Origin of the sequence: Streptomyces sp. NPDC091292, assembly GCF_044757265.1 — a bacterium.
GTDB lineage: Bacteria > Actinomycetota > Actinomycetes > Streptomycetales > Streptomycetaceae > Streptomyces.
This window is the reverse complement of record NZ_JBIVUQ010000014.1, coordinates 122,781-140,358: the sequence shown is the minus strand read 5'-3', so window position 1 is coordinate 140,358 and position 17,578 is coordinate 122,781. Positions and strand designations below refer to the sequence as shown.

The 17,578-nt window shown below is 71.9% G+C and carries 15 protein-coding genes; 7 read left to right on the top strand and 8 right to left on the bottom strand.

The window, feature by feature from the left end:
- Positions 1 to 6: 6 nt before the first annotated feature.
- Together ACIQNU_RS30895 and ACIQNU_RS30890 are read right to left on the bottom strand one after the other, a co-directional pair.
- Entirely contained in the window at positions 7 to 600 is a 594-nt protein-coding gene (locus tag ACIQNU_RS30895) for a hypothetical protein (RefSeq protein WP_401372685.1), read from the bottom strand.
- Between the two features lie 141 nt (positions 601 to 741).
- The gene (locus ACIQNU_RS30890) at positions 742 to 1,575 is read right to left on the bottom strand and encodes an NmrA family transcriptional regulator (RefSeq protein ID WP_401372684.1); all 834 of its coding nucleotides are present in this window, start codon (positions 1,573 to 1,575) and stop codon (positions 742 to 744) included.
- Between the two features lie 312 nt (positions 1,576 to 1,887).
- On the opposite strand from ACIQNU_RS30890, the gene ACIQNU_RS30885 reads away from it, so the two are divergent.
- Both ACIQNU_RS30885 and ACIQNU_RS30880 read left to right on the top strand, forming a co-directional pair.
- Positions 1,888 to 3,087, top strand: coding sequence for a D-alanyl-D-alanine carboxypeptidase family protein (locus ACIQNU_RS30885; protein WP_401372681.1), 1,200 nt, complete (start codon positions 1,888 to 1,890; stop codon positions 3,085 to 3,087).
- A 167-nt stretch (positions 3,088 to 3,254) separates the two neighbouring features.
- Positions 3,255 to 4,109 (top strand): hypothetical protein, encoded by an 855-nt coding sequence (locus tag ACIQNU_RS30880; protein ID WP_401372678.1) that lies wholly within the window; start codon positions 3,255 to 3,257, stop codon positions 4,107 to 4,109.
- A gap of 84 nt (positions 4,110 to 4,193) precedes the next feature.
- Here ACIQNU_RS30880 and ACIQNU_RS30875 read toward each other — a convergent pair whose 3' ends face one another.
- Positions 4,194 to 4,538, bottom strand: coding sequence for a DUF6401 family natural product biosynthesis protein (locus tag ACIQNU_RS30875; protein WP_401372676.1), 345 nt, complete (start codon positions 4,536 to 4,538; stop codon positions 4,194 to 4,196).
- A 221-nt stretch (positions 4,539 to 4,759) separates the two neighbouring features.
- On the opposite strand from ACIQNU_RS30875, the gene ACIQNU_RS30870 reads away from it, so the two are divergent.
- The 3 genes from ACIQNU_RS30870 (at position 4,760) to ACIQNU_RS30860 (ending at position 7,511) form a co-directional block, all read left to right on the top strand.
- Positions 4,760 to 5,521, top strand: a complete 762-nt coding sequence (locus ACIQNU_RS30870; protein WP_401372674.1) for a 2OG-Fe(II) oxygenase — start codon at positions 4,760 to 4,762, stop codon at positions 5,519 to 5,521.
- Positions 5,522 to 5,635: 114 nt separating this feature from the next.
- Positions 5,636 to 5,944, top strand: a complete 309-nt coding sequence (locus ACIQNU_RS30865; RefSeq protein WP_401372670.1) for a GNAT family N-acetyltransferase — start codon at positions 5,636 to 5,638, stop codon at positions 5,942 to 5,944.
- 121 nt (positions 5,945 to 6,065) lie between these two features.
- The gene (locus tag ACIQNU_RS30860) at positions 6,066 to 7,511 is read left to right on the top strand and encodes an MFS transporter (protein ID WP_401372853.1); all 1,446 of its coding nucleotides are present in this window, start codon (positions 6,066 to 6,068) and stop codon (positions 7,509 to 7,511) included.
- 30 nt (positions 7,512 to 7,541) lie between these two features.
- On the opposite strand, the gene ACIQNU_RS30855 is transcribed toward ACIQNU_RS30860, so the two are convergent.
- The 4 genes from ACIQNU_RS30855 to ACIQNU_RS30840 all read right to left on the bottom strand — a co-directional run bounded on the left by ACIQNU_RS30855 (position 7,542) and on the right by ACIQNU_RS30840 (position 14,037).
- On the bottom strand, positions 7,542 to 8,570 hold the full coding sequence (locus ACIQNU_RS30855; protein WP_401372668.1) for a 6-phosphofructokinase: 1,029 nt from the start codon (positions 8,568 to 8,570) through the stop codon (positions 7,542 to 7,544).
- Between the two features lie 215 nt (positions 8,571 to 8,785).
- The gene (locus ACIQNU_RS30850; protein WP_401372665.1) at positions 8,786 to 10,606 is read right to left on the bottom strand and encodes a ThuA domain-containing protein; all 1,821 of its coding nucleotides are present in this window, start codon (positions 10,604 to 10,606) and stop codon (positions 8,786 to 8,788) included.
- Between the two features lies 1 nt (position 10,607).
- Entirely contained in the window at positions 10,608 to 13,052 is a 2,445-nt protein-coding gene (locus tag ACIQNU_RS30845) for a PQQ-dependent sugar dehydrogenase (protein WP_401372662.1), read from the bottom strand.
- Between the two features lie 286 nt (positions 13,053 to 13,338).
- A complete protein-coding gene (locus ACIQNU_RS30840) occupies positions 13,339 to 14,037 on the bottom strand; it encodes a chaplin (protein WP_401372659.1) in 699 nt (232 codons plus the stop codon).
- Positions 14,038 to 14,300: 263 nt separating this feature from the next.
- Here ACIQNU_RS30840 and ACIQNU_RS30835 point away from each other — a divergent pair, with 263 nt between their 5' ends.
- Together ACIQNU_RS30835 and ACIQNU_RS30830 are read left to right on the top strand one after the other, a co-directional pair.
- The gene (locus ACIQNU_RS30835; protein WP_401372656.1) at positions 14,301 to 14,699 is read left to right on the top strand and encodes an ArsR/SmtB family transcription factor; all 399 of its coding nucleotides are present in this window, start codon (positions 14,301 to 14,303) and stop codon (positions 14,697 to 14,699) included.
- Positions 14,696 to 15,388 (top strand): SRPBCC family protein, encoded by a 693-nt coding sequence (locus tag ACIQNU_RS30830; protein ID WP_401372654.1) that lies wholly within the window; start codon positions 14,696 to 14,698, stop codon positions 15,386 to 15,388. The genes ACIQNU_RS30835 and ACIQNU_RS30830 overlap by 4 nt, the downstream gene beginning before the upstream one ends.
- A 42-nt stretch (positions 15,389 to 15,430) precedes the next feature.
- Here ACIQNU_RS30830 and ACIQNU_RS30825 read toward each other — a convergent pair whose 3' ends face one another.
- A complete protein-coding gene (locus ACIQNU_RS30825) occupies positions 15,431 to 17,458 on the bottom strand; it encodes an ATP-binding protein (RefSeq protein ID WP_401372653.1) in 2,028 nt (675 codons plus the stop codon).
- Positions 17,459 to 17,578: the final 120 nt, after the last annotated feature.

Here is a 17,578-nt window from a genome sequence, read left to right as displayed (position 1 = left end):
AGGTGCTCAGAGGCGCCATCGGGCGTCACCGAACCGCAGTTCGCTCGCCGTGGCGTCGCCGGGCAGCGAGAACGTGACCCAGCCGTCGGCCCGTTCGCCGAGGAGAAGCCGCCCGCGCGGTTCGAGCGTGTCGCCGACCGTGAGCCCGGCGATGCCGGGCACCGGCCGGTGGCTGCGTCCGCCGGTGTCGAGCAGCGTGAAGGAGTCACCGATGCCTCCCTCGTAGGTGTCCCAGCCGGTGTTGGTGACCTGGACGCGGACGGCGTCCCAGCGCTCCGCGTCGGCCGGTCCGCGTCCACCGTTCGCCGCCGGGCGTGCGTCGGTGAGTACGGCGTCCGGTGTGACGGTCAGTTGCGCGGGGGGCTTCCGTACGCCGGTCTTCTCGGCGGCCCGGGAGATCGCCGGCTGATCCGGCACCGGCAGGTCGAGCGCCCTGCTCTCGCCCAGGTAGGCGGTGGTCCTGTGACCCGGCGAAGAGACGGCGGCGACGGCCTGCCGGGCGCCGGGGGCGTTGTCGGTGACGTCCGCCCGCCCGCACGCCGTACAGGTGATCGCGGCCATCAGACAGGAGACGCCGACAGCGGCGAGTGAGCGGTGCACCCGCGCATCATGGCGGAGGCTCCGTCCACCGCGCACCCTGCGGGGTTCCCCCCTGGGGGTGACTTTTCCGATGGACCACCCGTCGGATCGATCACCCTTACGACAGGTCACTCTTTACGACGGGTCACTCTTTACGACAGGTCACACTTTCCAGGCTCCGGCGTCGGCCGCGTCCCGCGCGTAGGTGGCGAAGTCGCGGGGTTCCCTGCCGATCGCCTCGCGCACTCCGTGCACGAGATGCGCGTTGCGTCCATCGACCAGGAGGTCGAAGAGGTCGGCGAAGTCGAGGGGCAGTCCGTTCTCGGTGAGATGGGCGCGGAAGGCGTCGAGGGTGACGGGTACGTAGGTGATCTCGCGCCCGGTGGCCCGGGAGAGTTCGGCGGCCACGTCGTCGAAGCTGAGCAGCCGGGGACCGGATAGTTCATAGGTCCTGCCGATGTGCCTGCCGCCTTCGACCAGGGCCGCGGTGACGACGTCGGCGATGTCGTCGGCGTCGACGAAGGGCTCGACCGCGTCCCCGGTCGGCAGGGCGATCTCGCCGGAGAGCACCGAGTCCAGGAAGAAGCCCTCGTCGAAGTTCTGGGCGAACCAACTGGCTCGGACCACCGTCCAGTCGGCCCCGGACTCCTTGACCTTGTCCTCGCTGATCCGGGCGCCCTCCTCACCACGCCCGGACAGCAGCACCAGGCGCCGGGCCCCCCGGTCCACGGCGACCCGGGCGAACGCCCCGACGGCCTCGGCGGCGCCCGGGAAGGCGAGGTCGGGGTAGTACGTGATGTAGACGGACCCGACACCTTCCAGGACCGGTTCCCAGGTGCCCGGGTCCTCCCACACGAAGCCCGGCTCCCCGCTCCGGGACCCGACCCGAACGGACACCCCACGCGCGGCGAGCCGCTCGGCAACACGGCGCCCGGTCTTCCCGGTCCCACCGATGACCAGGGTGATCTTGTCCTGCACATGAACTGATTTCGTCATACCCCCACCCAACAGCCCCCCGCCCCCACACTCCATGGCCACGCGCCTCAACCACATAAGCGAGCGTCTACACACCCGAACGAACGGACACCCGCACCCGCACCCGCACCCGCACCCGGGGCAATCATCTAGCCCGGCCGGCGTTTGAGGCCGAGGCGGCGCAGCCGCCGACAAACGGCACCCCAGGCGCACGGACACCCCAAGGCACCCCCGAACCCACCCCCCGATCAGGCGGCCCGGCCTCAGGGCACCGTACGTCCACCCGGATCAAGCCGATCTGCGCGTCGGGCCGTCCGTTTCTACGGTGGCTGAATGGCCATCAGATATGTTTCGCGCCCCGGCTCCGCCCGCAATGTGGCCCTCGCGATCGGTGCGCTGATGTTGGTGTCCGGGCCTGTCGCGGTCGCCCGGCCCACGGAGCCCGAGCCGCCCCGCCCCCGGCCCGCGCCCGCCGGGACGGCCCTCGAAGCGCCGGGGGTCCGGAGCAACCCCGGTTCGCAGGGCACTCCCGCGCCGCCGTCGGACGTGTCGGCGCTGTCCTGGGTCGTCGCGGACGCCGGTTCGGGTGAGGTGCTGGCGGCGCGGGACGCTCACCGCAAGCTGCCGCCGGCGAGCACGCTCAAGACCCTGTTCGCCGTCACGACCCTGCCGCATCTGCGCTCCGGCACCCGGCACACCGTCAGCGAGGACGAGTTGGACGGGGTCGGCGACGGCAGCAGCATGGTGGGGGTTTCGGCCGGGCAGAGCTACCGCGTGGCGGACCTGTGGCGCGGGGTGTTCCTCAGCTCCGGCAACGACGCCGTGCGCGTGCTCGCCGCGATGAACGGCGGCGTGGAGGACACGGTCCGTCAGATGCAGGCCAAGGCCCGGTCGCTGGGCGCGATGGACACCCATGTGGTCTCGCCCGACGGGTACGACGCCGAGGGGCAGGTGTCGTCGGCCTACGACCTGGCGGTGTTCGGGCGCGCCGGACTCACCGACCCGGAGTTCGCCCGGTACTGCGCCACGGAGCTGGCCGACTTCCCGGGCGACGGCTACGTGTACCCCATCCAGAACACGAACCGTCTGCTCACGGGCGCCGACGGCGTCGCCCCGTACCGCGGTCTGATCGGGGTGAAGAACGGCTACACCACCAACGCCGGCAACACCCTCATCGCGGCGGCCGAGCGCGACGGCAGGACCATCGTCGTCTCCGTGATGAATCCGCAGGACGGGGACGGGCACGCCGTGTACGAGGAGGCCCGTTCGCTGCTGAACTGGGGCTTCGAGGCCGTGGGTCACGTACGGCCCGTCGGATCGCTGCTGCCGCCGTCCGCCGAACCCCGGCCCGCCGCCGCCCCGGAGACGGCGCACGTCCCGGCGGCGGAGTCGCAGGACGACTCGGCGCTGCCCGCCTCGCCGGGGGCCCTGGCCGGCGCGGCCGGTTCGGCGTTCGTCCTGACCGGGCTGCTCGTCCTGCGTGCCCGGCGCCGCAGGAAGGCGGGCCGGCCCGACGACTGGCAGGAGGACTGAAGCCTCCTGACATCCACTGGAGCATCGGCCGGCCGCCCGGACCACGGCCTTCCACCCGACCGGCCCACTGCGGACCGCGTGGACCGGCGGCGCCCCGGTGGCGGTGCTACGACGGGTGGAGAGGCCCAGGACGGCAGGTCCGGGCCGCGAGAAGGGACGTTGGCGTCATGACACAGCCCCTCGCGCTCTCGGTCGACTTCGGTACGGGCTTCTCGGACGCCTGGTCGTCCGTGGCAAGGTTCATCCCCAAACTGATCGCCTTCCTGGTGATCATGGCCATCGGCTGGTTCGTCGCGAAGCTCATCGCGCGCGTGGCGGACCGGCTGCTCCGCAGGGTCGGCTTCGAGAAGCTGTCGGAGCGCAGCGGCGTGGCGAACACCCTGAGCGGGTCGAAGTACGACGCGACCGGCATCCTCGTCAAGGTCATCTACTACGCGATCCTGCTGATGGTGCTGCAACTGGGCTTCGGCGTGTTCGGCGCCAACCCGATCAGCTCGATGCTGCGCAGCATCGTCGCGTGGCTGCCGCGCGCGATCGTGGCCCTGATCATCATCGTGGTGGCGATGGCCATCGCGCGGGCGGTACGGGACATCATCTCGGGCGCGCTCGGCGGTGTGTCGTACGGCAGGTTCGTGGCGACGCTCGCCTGGGCCTTCATCGTGGGCCTCGGTGTCATCGCGGCGCTCGGCCAGGCCGGTATCGCGACCTCGGTGACGGGTCCGCTGCTGACCGCCGTCCTGGCGACGGGCGCCGGCATCCTGATCGTCGGTGTGGGTGGCGGTCTGGTGCTGCCGATGCGGGAGCGCTGGGACCGCTGGCTGGCGACCGCCGAGCGGGAGACCGCGGCGGCGCGCAGCAGCATGGACGCGTATCAGCGCGGCCGGACCGACGCGCAGGCCGGTCAGCCGGCACAGGCGCCGGAGCGGCAGCGCCCCGGTGGCGGCCGGGACACCGGGACGTCCGGTACCGACATGGGCGGCGGCCCGACGGGCGGCCCCGGCAGCGGCGGCCCGACCACCTGACGCCCGCCGGCGACGCACCCATACGTACGGCCCCGGTCGCGCCCTCTCGCGGGTGGGATCGGGGCCGTACGTCTCGGGGACCCGTCAGGGACCCAGCAGATCGTGTTCCCGTACGAGCCAGCAGATGGCCGTCAGGCGCAGGGCGGCGAAGTCGTAGCCGACGGGTTCGTCCCAGGCGTTCTCGGCGAGGACGTCGGTGAAACCGAGGGCGTAGTCCTCCAGGTCCTCGCGGCGCGGTGACGGAATGCTGCCGGGGTCCTGTTCGGCGCGGCGCGGCGCGGGGACGAGTGCGTCACGCACCGCCGCCGCGTGCTGGTCGACGGCCGCCACCAGGCCGGGTTCGAAGGCGAACTCCGAGAGCCGGGGCATGAACCGGTCCACCACCCGGGCCAGCGGGCGCCCCACGGGTTCGTCGGACGACTCGTACATAAGTCGACTTTAACCACGACTGCCGACCGCTCCGACCCCTCCGAACAGCCGGAATGCCCCCGCACCCGGTGATTCGGCTCACAGCCGCACTCCCCCGCCCGCCCCCTGCCCGGCCCCCGCGCAACCCTCACGCGGCCCTCAGGGCGACGTCCGATTCCCGCCAGCGCAAGGCTCCCCGGCCCCCGCACGATGGACGGAGATCCATCCCCAGGGAGCATCCGATGACTGTCCGCACCACCCCGCCCGCCACCGCCACCGTCGCCGCCACGGCCACCGCCACCGCCCTGACCCGGGTCGCCGCCGTCGACCGTGACGCGCTCGCCGCCGGGCTCGACGCCGAGGGCAGCGCGTTCACGTCCCGGCTGCTGTCACCGGCCGAGTGCCGGGAGATCGCGGGTCTCTACGACGACGTGACGCGGTTCCGCTCCACGATCGACATGGCGCGGTACCGGTTCGGCTCGGGCCAGTACCGGTACTTCGACCATCCGCTGCCCGAGGCGGTGAGCGCCCTGCGGACCGCGCTGTACCCGGTGCTGCTGCCGATCGCCCGGGACTGGGCGGCGCGCCTGAAGCGGCCCGCGCCCTGGCCCGACACCCTCGACGCCTGGCTCGCCGAGTGCCACGAGGCGGGGCAGACCAGGCCGACGCCGATCCTCCTGCGGTACGGCCCCGGCGACTGGAACGCCCTGCACCGGGACCTGTACGGGGACCTCGTCTTCCCGCTCCAGGTCGTCATCGGGCTGGATGTGCCGGGCGAGGACTACACCGGCGGCGAGTTCCTGATGACCGAGCAGCGCCCCCGCGCACAGACCAGGGGCCATGCCATGACGCTGCGTCAGGGGCATGGTCTGGTGTTCACCACGCGGGACCGGCCGGTGCGTTCGGCGCGCGGCTGGTCGGCGGGGCCGATGCGGCACGGGGTCGGCACCGTACGGTCGGGGCTCCGGCACACCCTGGGGCTGGTGTTCCACGACGCGGCGTGAGCGCCCACCGGGAGCAACTGGCGCCCCGTACGGGAGCACATGGGGCGGTGGGCTCGCGTTTCGCCGTCCCGGGGGTCACCCTGGTGTCAGTCACCCGGAGGGAAGGATCCCTGTATGAGCCAGCCGCCCGATGTCACCGACGTACCGGACGCGAACCGCTACGAGGCCCGGTTCGGCGACACCTTGACGGGGTTCGCCCAGTACATCCGGACGGCGGAGCTGATCGCGTTCGTGCACACCGAGGTGGATCCGGCGTTCGAGGGGCGGGGCGTCGGCGGCGCGCTGGTGCGGACCTCGCTGGACGCGGCGCGGGCGGACAAGGCGCAGGTCCTGGCGGTGTGTCCGTTCTACACGGCGTGGATCGCACGGCATCCGGAGTACCAGGACCTGCTGTACGCGAAGCGGAGCCGAGTGAGCGACTGACGTGAGCGGCGGCCGACTCGACAAGGGGGACGCGGGCCAGGGTGCGGGGGCCGACGCGGGGGTCCGCCTTTCGTCGGCGCGCGGACGCTGGATCCTGACGTGTGTCGTCCTCGCCTCCGGCATGGCGATGCTGGACGGCACGGTCGTCAATGTGGCGCTGCCCCGGATGGGCCGCGATCTGCACGCGTCCCTGTCGGCGCTCCAGTGGGTCGTCAACGCGTACATGCTGACGCTGTCGGCGCTGCTGCTCCTCGGCGGCGCGCTCGGTGACCGGCTGGGCCGCAAGCGGACGCTGGTGCTCGGCGTCGCGTGGTTCGCGGTGGCGTCGGCGCTGTGCGGGATCGCGCCGAACGACGCCACGCTGATCGCCGCCCGCGCCCTCCAGGGAGTGGGCGGCGCCCTGCTCACACCGGGCTCGCTCGCGCTGGTGCGCTCCACCTTCCACCCCGACGACCAGTCCCGTGCGGTGGGTGCCTGGTCGGGCCTCACCGGCGTCGCGGGCGCGCTGGGGCCGTTCCTCGGCGGCTGGCTGATCGACGGCCCCGGCTGGCGGTGGATCTTCCTGATCAATGTGCCGATCGGCGCGGTGGTGATCGGGATCGCTCTGCGGCACGTGCCGGAGAGCCGGGACCCGGAGGCCGCCGACAAGCCCTTCGACGTACTGGGCGCGTGCCTCGGCGCCCTGTTCCTCGCCGGGGTGAGCTATGCCCTGATCAGCGCGTCCGGGCACGCCTCGACCGCGGGCGTCGCCGTATCGGCGGTGTGCGGTGTGCTGGCCGGGATCGCGTTCCTCATGGTGGAGCGCCGCAGGACCAACCCGATGCTGCCGCTGTCGCTGTTCCACTCCCGCCTGTTCAGCGCCACGAACGCGATGACGCTGTGTCTGTACGCGGGCATCGGCGGTGTGCTGTTCCTGCTGCCGGTGCAACTGCAGACGGCCCTCGGGTACGACGCGCTCCAGGCCGGCGTGGCGACGCTGCCGATCACTGTGCTGATGCTGCTCCTTTCCGCGCGGGCCGGGGACCTCGCCCGCCGGATCGGGCCCACGCTGCCGCTGGTGGCGGGCCCGCTGATCGCGGCGATCGGGGTGCTGCTGATGCTGCGCGTGCACCCCGGTTCGGGCTACGCCCCCGATGTGCTGCCCGCCGTCGTCGTCCTCGGTCTGGGCATGAGCCTGTTCGTGGCACCACTGACGGCGACGGTCCTCGCGTCGGTCGAGCCGGTGCACGCGGGCCTGGCGAGCGGCGTCAACAACACGGCGGCCCGGATCGGCCAGTTCCTGGTGGTCGCCGCGCTGCCCCTGGCGGTCGGCCTGTCCGGGGCGGCGTACACCGTGCCGAGCGCCGTCAACACCTCGTTCCACCGCGCCGTGATCGGCTGCTCCGCGCTGTTCGCGCTGGCCTCGCTGACGGCGGCGCTCCTCATCCGCCCGGCCGCCGTGCGCCCCCGTCTGGCGAAGGCCCCGGAACCCCTGTGCCGCTCGAACATGGCGGCGACCTGCCCTCCGCTGGAACCGGGCGAGCCGGAGATCCCGGGCGAGGAGGACGGGCAGGGGACCCGGAAGTGAAGCGGTCGGCACGGGTGCGGTGCCGGACGGTCAGGTTCCGAAGAAGATGCCGAACTCCGAGTACAGCCCGGTCGGTACGCGCTTGATGCCCCGGGCGGCGTCCGCCAGCGGGACGCGGACGATGTCAGTGCCGCGCAGCGCGACCATCGTGCCGAACTCGCCGTCCCGTACCGCGTCGACGGCGTGCAGCCCGAAGCGGGTGGCGAGCCACCTGTCGTACGCGGTCGGGGTGCCGCCGCGCTGGACATGGCCGAGGACCGTCGTACGGGCCTCCTTGCCGGTGACGCCCTCGATCCGGTGGGCCAGCCAGTCGGCGATGCCGGAGAGCCGGACATGCCCGAACTCGTCGCGGGCGTCGTCCTTGAGGACCATCTGCCCGGCCTTGGGCACCGCGCCCTCGGCGACCACGATGATCGGCGCGTAGTTGATCTCGAACCGTTTCTCGACCCAGCCGCACACCTCGTCGAGGTCGAACTCCAGCTCGGGGATGAGGATGGCGTTGGCGCCCCCGGCGACACCCGCGTGCAGCGCGATCCAGCCGGAGTGCCGTCCCATGACCTCCACGACGAGGGTCCGCTTGTGCGACTCGGCCGTGGTGTGCAGACGGTCGATGGCCTCGGTCGCGATGTTCACGGCCGTGTCGAAGCCGAAGGTGTAGTCGGTGCCGCTGACGTCGTTGTCGATGGTCTTGGGCACCCCGACCAGCGGGACGCCCTCCTCGGCGAGCCGGCTCGCCACACCGAGGGTGTCCTCGCCGCCGATGACCACCAGGGCGTCCAGTTCATGGGCGGCGACGGTCTCCTTGATGCGGTCGATGCCGTCGGGGGACTTCAGCGGGTTGGTGCGCGACGACCCGAGGATGGTGCCGCCGAGTGGCAGGATGCCCCGGACGGCGGCGACGTCCAGGCGCATGGTCCTGTCATGGACGGCACCGCTCCAGCCGTCCACCAGGCCGGTGAACGACCAGCCGTACTCCTGCGCGCCCTTGCGGACGACACTGCGGATGACCGCGTTGAGTCCCGGGCAGTCGCCACCGCCGGTGAGTACGCCCACCCGCATGATTCGTTCTCCCTCGGCCCGTCCCGCACGGTTTTTTGTGATCCATCTCCCAGCTTGACCCCATACGGCATGGATTGCATCCGGCGCCCTGTCGCCCTCCGGGCTCGTCCTCGAACGCCGGACGGGCTGAAGGGGGTCGGCCCACAACGCGACGGCGGCCGGTGACCGCTCTCGCAGTCACCGGCCGCCGCCAGGTCCGTTCCGTTCAGTTCATTTCAGCGTGCCTGCTCGAAACGCGCCGCCCAATACGCCGTCCGGTCCAGGTACGCGGTCTCCGCGTTCGCGCCCGTCCGGCCGTAGGCGCCGTCGTACGTCTGGTAGCCGTGGCCGGCGGGTGGGGTGGCGTCCGCCGGTTCTATGGAGCTGCCCTCGTGCCATTCGTTGAACGAGGTGACGGACACCCAGGTCGGTGAGCCGCCGATCGCCGGGTCGAGGGCGTTGGACCACTCCTTGTCGTAGGTGGCGCCTGCCGCGCGGCCCAGGGTCGGGGTCGTGTTGCCGGGGACCGCGCGGTCGTCCAGATAGCCGGGGGCCACCGACGGCGCCCAGATCAGACCGTTCGCGCGGGCGTAGTCCCCGGCCTGCTTCCAGCCGGGAGCGGTGGCGCCCGCGATGCCGTCGTAGGTGTACATCCCCGAGAAGTGCGCGATCTTGGAGGTGTCGGTGGTCTGGGCGAGGACGATGTTGTCGCCCGTCACCGCGTCGAGCGCCGACCAGTCCGTGATGCGCAGACTCTCGAAGACGTAGAACGCGCCTTTGCCGCCGTGCTCGGCCGAGCGGTAGTAGGCGGGGTGGTCACCGAACCGCCGGTCGAGAGAGGCGATGTCGGCGGCGACGGACGCGGCGGTGCGGCCCCCGTAGGGCTCGATGTGCCAGGCGACTTTCACGCCCTCGCGGGCCGCCGCGTCGAGCACGCCTTGCGCGAGCCCGTCCTCGTAACTCCCCTGTCCCCACCAGCTGTAGACGAGGACGCCCGCGCCCGACTGGCGGATCCAGCGCATGTGCTGGGCGACCGCTCCGGCGTAGTCACCGGAGTCGTAGGGGCCGAGCGCCGGGTAGAGGTCGGCGCCGATGTCGGTGGGCGGGGTGTGTCCGCCCTGCTGCCAGTGCCGCCAGGAACCGGCGGTCTGGGGTGTGCCGTACCAGGGGTAGTAGAAGAGGTGCACGTTGGACGAGGTGCCCGCCGGAGTGGTGGTCGGGCCGCAGTTGGCCGTCACGGTGCCCGCCGTCCAGCGGACCGCGCCGAGCAGCAGGGAGCGGAAGTTGCTGTCGGTGTACGACTCGGCGGTATGGCCGAGACCCGTGTAGAAGGCCCGGCCCTGACCCTGCGGATGGCACCAGGTGATCGGGTGGTCGCCGCTCATCTCGCCACCGCTGTAGGTGGATTCGTCCAGGCTCTGCAGGACGCGCACACCGGGGCGGGGGTTGGTGCGGTAGTTGTACCACTCGTCGGTGCGGGTCCAGGTCGGGCCGAGGTGGGCCGTCGCCGGGTGGCTGCGGTCCTCGTTGACGACCTTGGCCTGCTGGATCGCGGGATGGCTCTTGAACCAGGCACCCACGAGCTGTCCGTAGTACGGCCAGTCGTACTCGGTGTCGGCGGCGGCGTGCACGCCGAGGTAGCCGCCGCCGGAGTCGATCCAGGTCTGGAAGGCGTTCTGCTGCGTGGTGTTGAGGACGTCACCGGTCGTGGAGAGGAAGACGACGGCCTTGTACGGGGCGAGTCCGGCCGCGGAGAACACGGACGCGTCCTCGGTGGCCGTGACGGAGAAGCTGTTGGCCGCGCCGAGTTCGGTGAGGGCCTTGATGCCGGCCGGGATGGAGTCGTGGCGGAATCCGGCCGTCTTCGAGAAGACGAGGACCTGGAACGATGCCTCGCCGGTGCGTGCCTGCGCGCCGGGCGCGCCGAGCAGGGCGGCGAGGGTCAGGGCCGTGACGGCGGCCACGGCGGTGGTCAGCCGGCGCAGCAGGGAGCGCCGGCGCGGGACGGAGGGACGGCGCCGTGCGGAGAGTCGGCGCTGTAAGGAAAGTCGGCTCATGTCAGGACCCGATCGTGAAGGAGTCGAGGTCGAAGAGGTTGCCCTGGCCCGTGGGGCCCTTGAAGACGAGGTACAGCGAGGTCGTGCCCGAGGGGCCTCCGGCGAGGGTGCCGGTGACGTTCTGGTAGTTGTCCCAGCCGCCGGTCACGGGCACGGTGAGCGTGCCGAGCAGGGTGCCGGTCGGTGAGCCGGTGCGGACCTCCAGGGTGCCGCCGGCGCCGCCGGACGCGATCCGCGCGGTCATCGACCGGGCGTTCTGGAGGGCGTAGGGCTCGAAGGCGATCCAGTCGCCGTTGTCGGTGAAGCCGACGGTGTTGCCGCCCTCGGCCCCGCCGTGCGCGGCGAGCTGGATGCCGTTCTGCCGGGTGAAGTGCTCGGCCTGCCGGTGGCGCGGTTGCAGCTTGCGGATGCTGTGCGTGGTCAGACCGCCGTTGTCGGTGTACTCGGCGTCGAAGACCCCGTACAGGTTGGCCGCGCTGTCGTGTTCACCGTCGGTGGGGATGGTGAGGGTGCCGGTGCAGCCGTTCTTGGAGGTGATCGAGTGGGTGTGGCTGTCGTGGCCGAGCGCGTACGTGACCTTGACCTTGGCGCAGTCGATGGCCCCGTCCTCCGGGTCGCTGACCTGCACGGTGAAGGGCACGGTGTCGCCGAACGTGAACAGGGCGCCGTCCTGCGGCTGTTGGAGCGTGACGGTGGGCGCCGTGTTGCCCGCCGTGATGACGAGGCTGGCGGTGCCGGTGAGCCCTTCCGGGTCGGTCACGGTGAGCGACGGACGGAAGGTGCCGTTCGTGGTGTACGTGTGCACCGGGTTGGCCTGCGTCGACGTGGAGCCGTCGCCGAAGTTCCAGGAGTAGCGCAGGGCGCCGCCCTCGGGGTCGGAGCTGCCCGCCGACGAGAAGGCGACGGTGAGCGGGGTCGCGCCCGATGTGCGGTCGGCGGCGGCCTTCGCCACCGGGTTGCGGTTGCTGCCCGCCAGGTACTCGATCCGGTAGAGGGCCTGGTTGTTGCTGCCGGTGCCGTAGTCCAGGACGTACAGGGCGCCGTCCGGTCCGAAGGCCATGTCCATGACCTGGGTGCCGGTCCACGGGAAGGCTTCGATGACGCCGGGTGAGCCGTCGCCCTTGACCTCGATGGCCTTGATCCACTTACGGCCGTACTCCCCCGCGAAGAAGCGGCCGTCCAGGGACTGCGGGAACTTGACGGACGAGTTGAGCCCGGCGTCGTACCGGTAGACCGGGCCGCCCATCGGGGACTCGGAGCCGCTGCCGAACTCGGGGGGTGACCCGGCGTCGCCGGCGTAGCGGATCCAGCTCGGTTTGGCGGGCGGGAGCTTTGTGAGCCCTGTGTTGTGCGGCGAGTTGTTGGTGGGGCCGCCCGCGCAGTCGTACTTGGCTCCGGACGGGCCGTTGGGGAAGGTGTACTTGTTGTACGTCTCGGTGGTCGTGTTGGTGCCGGTGCAGTAGGGCCAGCCGTAGTTGCCCGCCGAGGTGATCCGGTTGAACTCGACCTGCCCGCTCGGGCCCCGGTCGGCCGCGGTGCCGCCCGCGTCGGGCCCGTAGTCACCGAGGTAGACGATGTCGGTCGCCCGGTCTACGGACATGCGGAACGGGTTGCGGAAGCCCATCGCGTAGATCTCGGGACGGGTCTGCGCGGTGCCCGGCGCGAACAGGTTGCCGGCCGGAATGGTGTAGCCGCCGGCGGCGGTCGGCTTGATGCGCAGCAGCTTGCCGCGCAGGTCGTTGGTGTTGCCGGAGGAGCGCTGGGCGTCGAACTGCGGGTTGCGGTTCGCGCGTTCGTCGAGCGGCGAGTAGCCCTGCGACTCGAACGGGTTGGTGTCGTCGCCGGTCGTCAGCAGCAGATTGCCCGCGCTGTCGAAGTCGATGTCCCCGCCGACATGGCAGCACTGGCCGCGGTCGTTGGGCACTTCGAGGACGACCTTCTCACTCGCGGGGTCGAGGGTGCCGTCGCTGCGGAGGGTGAAGCGCGAGAGGTTCAGATGGCTCTTGAACGGTTCGAAGTCGGCCGCCGATCCGCTGGTCGGGGCGTCACCGGCCGGGGTGTTCAGCCGCGGCGAGTAGTACAGGTACACATAGCGGTTCGAGGCGAACGCCGGGTCGACGGCGACGCCCTGGAGACCTTCCTCGTCATGGGTGTAGACGTCGAGCTTCCCGGCGACCTTGGTGCTGCCCGCCGCGTCGGTGAGGCGTACCGTGCCGTCGCGCGCGGTGTGCAGGACGGATCGGTCGGGCAGTACGGCCAGGGACATGGCCTCGCCCAACTCGGCGGCTCCGAGGGCGAGTTGGACCTGCTGGTAGTCGCCGGGAGGTATCGCGGCGGGAGAGGGTGCGTCGGGGGCGGCGGACGCCGAGGGCGCGGCGAGCGCCGCGGCCACCAGGACGGCGCACGCCGTGAGCAGTCTCCACCCGATGTGCGGGCGTGTGGACATGAGGCTTCCTTCCTGACGTACGTGGGGGTGTCAGGCAAGGCGCGCGCCGGCCGCGCTTGCACTCTGCTCGTGCTCGCTTGCACGTGATGTGTGAAATCTTGCGTGAGCGGCTCAATTCTTTTGCATGCTGGCAACGCCCGATCTATTTGTCAAGGCTCTGTCAAAACTCTGGGGAGAGCGCTTCCGACGCCGCAGGCCCCGCCACATCCGAGGGAGGTGACGGGGCCTGCGGCGGGGCGGCCGACGGGGACGCCAAGGAGGGGAGCGCCCGCGGAGGCCGCCCGGCTCAGTGGCCGGTCGGCGCCGGAGCGCGGAAGCGCCGGTACAGAACCGTTCCGGCGAGCAGGGCGAGACCGGCCGGGACCGCGAGGGTCAGAGGGTCGGCGCCGGTGTGCGCGAGCGCGGTGGTCGGACCTAGCGCCGGGACGTGCCGGGGCGCCGGACGGTGCGGCTCGGGGTGCGCCGGCCGGGCCTCGGGCTTCGGCCGCCCGGGTCGCGGCTCGGGGCGCGTCCCGGGGCCCGGGGTGTTCGTCGACTCGTTGCCGACGGCCGCGTTGCCGATGCCTACGACGCTCACCGAGTTCCCCGTGACGTTCACCGGGAGATCCACGGGGAGTTGGAGCGTGTTGCCGGACAGCAGCCCCGGGGAGTCCTTGCCGCCGCCGAGCGCGGTGGCCCCGCCACCGTTCGCCCCGCCGCTGCCGCCGGTACGGCCACCGTGACCGCCCGGGGCCGCCTTGTGCCCCGCGCCGCCCTTGGCGGGCCGCTTCGCTCCCTGCGAACGGTTCGCGCAGGAGTTGCCGGCCGCGGGGTTCAGGAGACCGGCCGCGTCGACCGTGTTCCCGCACACGTTCACCGGGATGTGCACCGGGAGCTGGATCGTGTTGCCGGAGATCAGACCCGGAGAGCCGGCCGAGCCACCGCCGGCGGCGGAGTCGGCGTGGGCCGGCGCGGCGCCGACCACGGCACCTCCGGCAACGGCCACGGCGATCAATCCATTTCGGGTAACCCGTTTCATAGGTTTCCCTGCCTTCCAGACATCGTCGCGGGCACTCGCCCGCACCGGGTGAAACGCGAAGGAACCATCCGAGTTATGGCTTATCGGTCTTTCACCCCATCGAGTGCTCTGTTCATCGAACTGACCGCCGGACCCCGTCGGAGGCCCGGCACCGGAGGTCCGACCCCCCTCCCCTCGCCCGCCAATCTAAGTGTTGACTTATATAAGCGGCAGATGGCACAGTCGCAGACGTGCACGCATTCGATGTACTGGGCGACCCGGTGCGGCGCCGGATATTGGAGCTGCTCGCCGAAGGTGAGCGGACATCGGGCGCGGTCAGCGAGGTGATCCGGGCCGAGTTCGGGATCTCCCAGCCGGCCGTGTCGCAGCATCTGCGGGTGCTGCGCGAGTCCGGTTTCACCTCCGTACGGGCCGAGGGCACCCGGCGGCTCTACGCCGTCGAGGCCGCTCCCCTCGCGGAGGTCGACCGGTGGCTTGAGCGCTTCCGGGGCTTCTGGGAACAGCGCCTCGACGCACTCGGCACCGAACTGGCGCGCGGCAAACGCGAGCGCCGACGACGCCCCGCGCAGGACGACACGAACGACAAGAACGACGCGAACGACGCGAACGACAAGGAAGAGCGGCCATGAGCGACATCGTCGACCGGATCAACGACATCCACCGTGAGGTCGGCTCCCGCACGGTGCCCGACGGCGAGGCCCGTACGGTCCTGCTGCGGCGGACCTACGACGCGGGCGCCGACGACGTCTGGGACGCCTGTACGGACCCCGAGCGGATCGCCCGCTGGTTCCTGCCGGTGAGCGGCGACCTGAAGCTGGGCGGCCACTACCAACTGGAGGGGAACGCGGGCGGCGAGGTGCTGCACTGCGAACCGCCGCGTCGGCTCCGGGTGAGCTGGCTGTTCGGCGAGAACCCCGGCTTCAGCGAGGTCGAGGTGCGGCTGACCCCCGAGGGCGACGAGCGGACCGTCTTCGAACTGGAGCATGTGGCCGTGGTGCCGCCCGAGTTCTGGGACACCTTCGGTCCCGGCGCGGTCGGCGTCGGCTGGGACCTGGCCCTCCTCGGCCTCGGCATGTATCTGCTCACCGGCGAGACCATGGAGGACCCCGTGGGTTGGCAGGCCACGGACGAGGCCCGGGAGTTCGTCGGCCGCAGCAGCGAGGAGTGGGGCGTCGCGCACGAGGCGTCCGGGGCCGACCCGGAGACGGTGGCGACGGCCGTGGCGGCGACGACGAACTTCTACGCACCGCCCGCCCAGGACAGCGCGGCACCGGAGACGCCCGGGACACCCGGGACACCGGAAACCCCGGGAGCCTGAACCGCTCGGGTACACCGGACGCGCGCCGCCCCGGTCGGCCGGTCAGTCCTTCATGGCGCGGGCCAGAACCAACTCCGCGTCCGCCTCGACGCCCTGCCGGAACGCCTTGTCGTAGACCGCGTCGCCCACCGCCGCGCGGGCCGTGCGCTCGCACTCCACCCGGATCGGACCGATCTCCGGGGTGCCGCGCTGGGCGTGGCCGACGGCCCGCCAGTAGGCGAGGCTCTTGCCCGAGACGAGCGCGGCGGCCTCACCGTCTCCCCCGGCGGCGACCGCGGCGGCCAGCAGATCCAGGCCGAGCGCGATCCCGAAGCTGTCGCCGATCCGGCGCTTGCCGTCGAGCATCGACCGGGCGTGCGCGGCGGCCTGCCCCGGCCGGTCCTGGAACAGGGCGATCAGCGAAAGCTGGTAGTCCGTGTACGAGCGGGTCCAGTACTCGTCGCGTTCGACGCAGCCCTGCCGCAGCGCGTCCGCCTCGGCCGCCGCCAGGTCGAGCTGTCCGGCGCCGGTCAGCGCGAACACCCGTACCAGATGGCAGCGGAGCAGCGACGGAGAGGCGAAGGGGTCGGCGGGGGCGGTGGCGAGCACCTGGTCGGCGACGGCTCCGGCGGCGAGCGGGCGCGCCGCGAGGAGGTGGGTGAGGCCGAGGAGGTACGCGGCCGAGCGCATCCCCTCCAGATCGTCGTCCCGTTCCGCTTCCTTGGCGCACCGCTCGCCGAGAGCCGCCGCCGCGTCCGGCTCGCTCTGGAGCAGCACGGTGACGCCGAGCGCCCACAGAGTCCGGGTGCGGGTGGCGCCGGTCGTGGTGTAGCGGGCGAGTACCCGCTCCAGGTAGCCGCGGGCTTCGTGCAGGTGGCCGGTGCACGCCCAGAAGAAACCGACCCGGGCCGTCATGTCGGCGGCGCCCTGCGGATCCTTCGCGATGAGGTGGTCGAGCGCGGCGCACACATCGGGGTGGGCGGCGGCGAGACTCCGGTACCCGTCGGCCTGGGAGGGTCCGAGCCAGCCGTCGTCGGCGCCGCGGACCAGATTCCGGAACGCGCGGGCGTGCCGGTCGGCCGCCGCCTTCTCCTCGCCCAGCTCGGTCAGCCACATGTTCCCGTACTCACGGACCGTGTCCAGTATCCGGAAGGAGTTGCCGGACCGGGCGAGCACCGACTTGGCGGCGAGGCCGTCCAGCGCGGGCGCGACCGACTCAGCGGGCAGCGGGCCGCCCGCGCAGACCGCCCGCGCGGACGCCTCGTCGAAGGTGCCGCGCAGCACCGAAAGCCGGGCCCACAGCAGCCGTTCGAGCGGGGCGCACAGCTCGTGGCTCCAGCCGATGGCCGTACGGAGGGTCTGGTGGCGCAGCGGGCGGATCGGTTCGGCAGCGGTGAGACCCGCGAGGCCGGAGCCGCCGGTGCGCAGCCGCTCGGCGACCTCTTCGAGCGTGCCCTCGCGGAGCTGGGCGCCGGCCAGTTCGATGGCGAGGGGAATGCCGTCGAGGCGGCGGCAGATGGTCGCGGCGGCCTCCGCGGTCTCCGGGTCCTCGAAGGACATCCCGGGCACCGCGGCGGCGGCACGGTCCGTGAACAGGGTGAACGCGTCGTCGTCGCACGGCAGCGGCTCGACGTCGAACCGCAGCTCCCCCGGTACGCCCACGGGCTGCCGGCTGGTCGCGAGGACCGTCAGACCCGGGCAGACCGTCAGCAGGTCACCGGCCAGATCGCGGCAGGCGTCGACCAGGTGCTCGCACGAGTCGAGCACCAGCAGCAGCTTCTTGTCGGAGAGCCAGGCGCACAGCGCGTCGGCGGGCATCCGGGGCGTGTGGTCGGCGAGGCCCGTCGCATCGGACACCGTTGCCGCGAGCAACCGGTCGTCCTGGAGCGGCGACAGATCGACCCAGGCCACGGAGTCGGCGTGCGCGAGGACGCCCGTCGCGATGGCGTGCTGCGCGAGACGGGACTTGCCGACGCCACCCGTCCCGGTCAGCGTCACCATCCGGTGTGTCCCGAACGCGGCTGCCAGTCGGGTCAGTTCGGACGTGCGCCCGACGAAGCTCGTCGACTCCTGCGGAGTACTACCCACCACGTGGACAGTGTGGCGCAGCACACACGCCCCGCGCACCGCTCGTGCCGGAAAGCAGCCAGATTCGGTCACCGGGTGGCGCGTGTTGACCAGCGCCGTCGACAGGGACGCGTCAGACACTGA

Bases quoted from the DNA above. Each gene is read 5' to 3' on its own strand.
- ACIQNU_RS30855 (WP_401372668.1), bottom strand. From the start codon at position 8,570: ATGCGGGTGGGCGTACTCACCGGCGGTGGCGACTGCCCGGGACTCAAC.
- ACIQNU_RS30850 (WP_401372665.1), bottom strand. From the start codon at position 10,606: ATGAGCCGACTTTCCTTACAGCGCCGACTCTCCGCACGGCGCCGTCCC.
- ACIQNU_RS30845 (WP_401372662.1), bottom strand. From the start codon at position 13,052: ATGTCCACACGCCCGCACATCGGGTGGAGACTGCTCACGGCGTGCGCC.
- ACIQNU_RS30885 (WP_401372681.1), top strand. From the start codon at position 1,888: ATGGCCATCAGATATGTTTCGCGCCCCGGCTCCGCCCGCAATGTGGCC.
- ACIQNU_RS30890 (WP_401372684.1), bottom strand. From the start codon at position 1,575: ATGACGAAATCAGTTCATGTGCAGGACAAGATCACCCTGGTCATCGGT.
- ACIQNU_RS30830 (WP_401372654.1), top strand. From the start codon at position 14,696: ATGAGCGACATCGTCGACCGGATCAACGACATCCACCGTGAGGTCGGC.
- ACIQNU_RS30865 (WP_401372670.1), top strand. From the start codon at position 5,636: ATGAGCCAGCCGCCCGATGTCACCGACGTACCGGACGCGAACCGCTAC.
- ACIQNU_RS30860 (WP_401372853.1), top strand. From the start codon at position 6,066: ATGGCGATGCTGGACGGCACGGTCGTCAATGTGGCGCTGCCCCGGATG.
- ACIQNU_RS30875 (WP_401372676.1), bottom strand. From the start codon at position 4,538: ATGTACGAGTCGTCCGACGAACCCGTGGGGCGCCCGCTGGCCCGGGTG.
- ACIQNU_RS30870 (WP_401372674.1), top strand. From the start codon at position 4,760: ATGACTGTCCGCACCACCCCGCCCGCCACCGCCACCGTCGCCGCCACG.
- ACIQNU_RS30880 (WP_401372678.1), top strand. From the start codon at position 3,255: ATGACACAGCCCCTCGCGCTCTCGGTCGACTTCGGTACGGGCTTCTCG.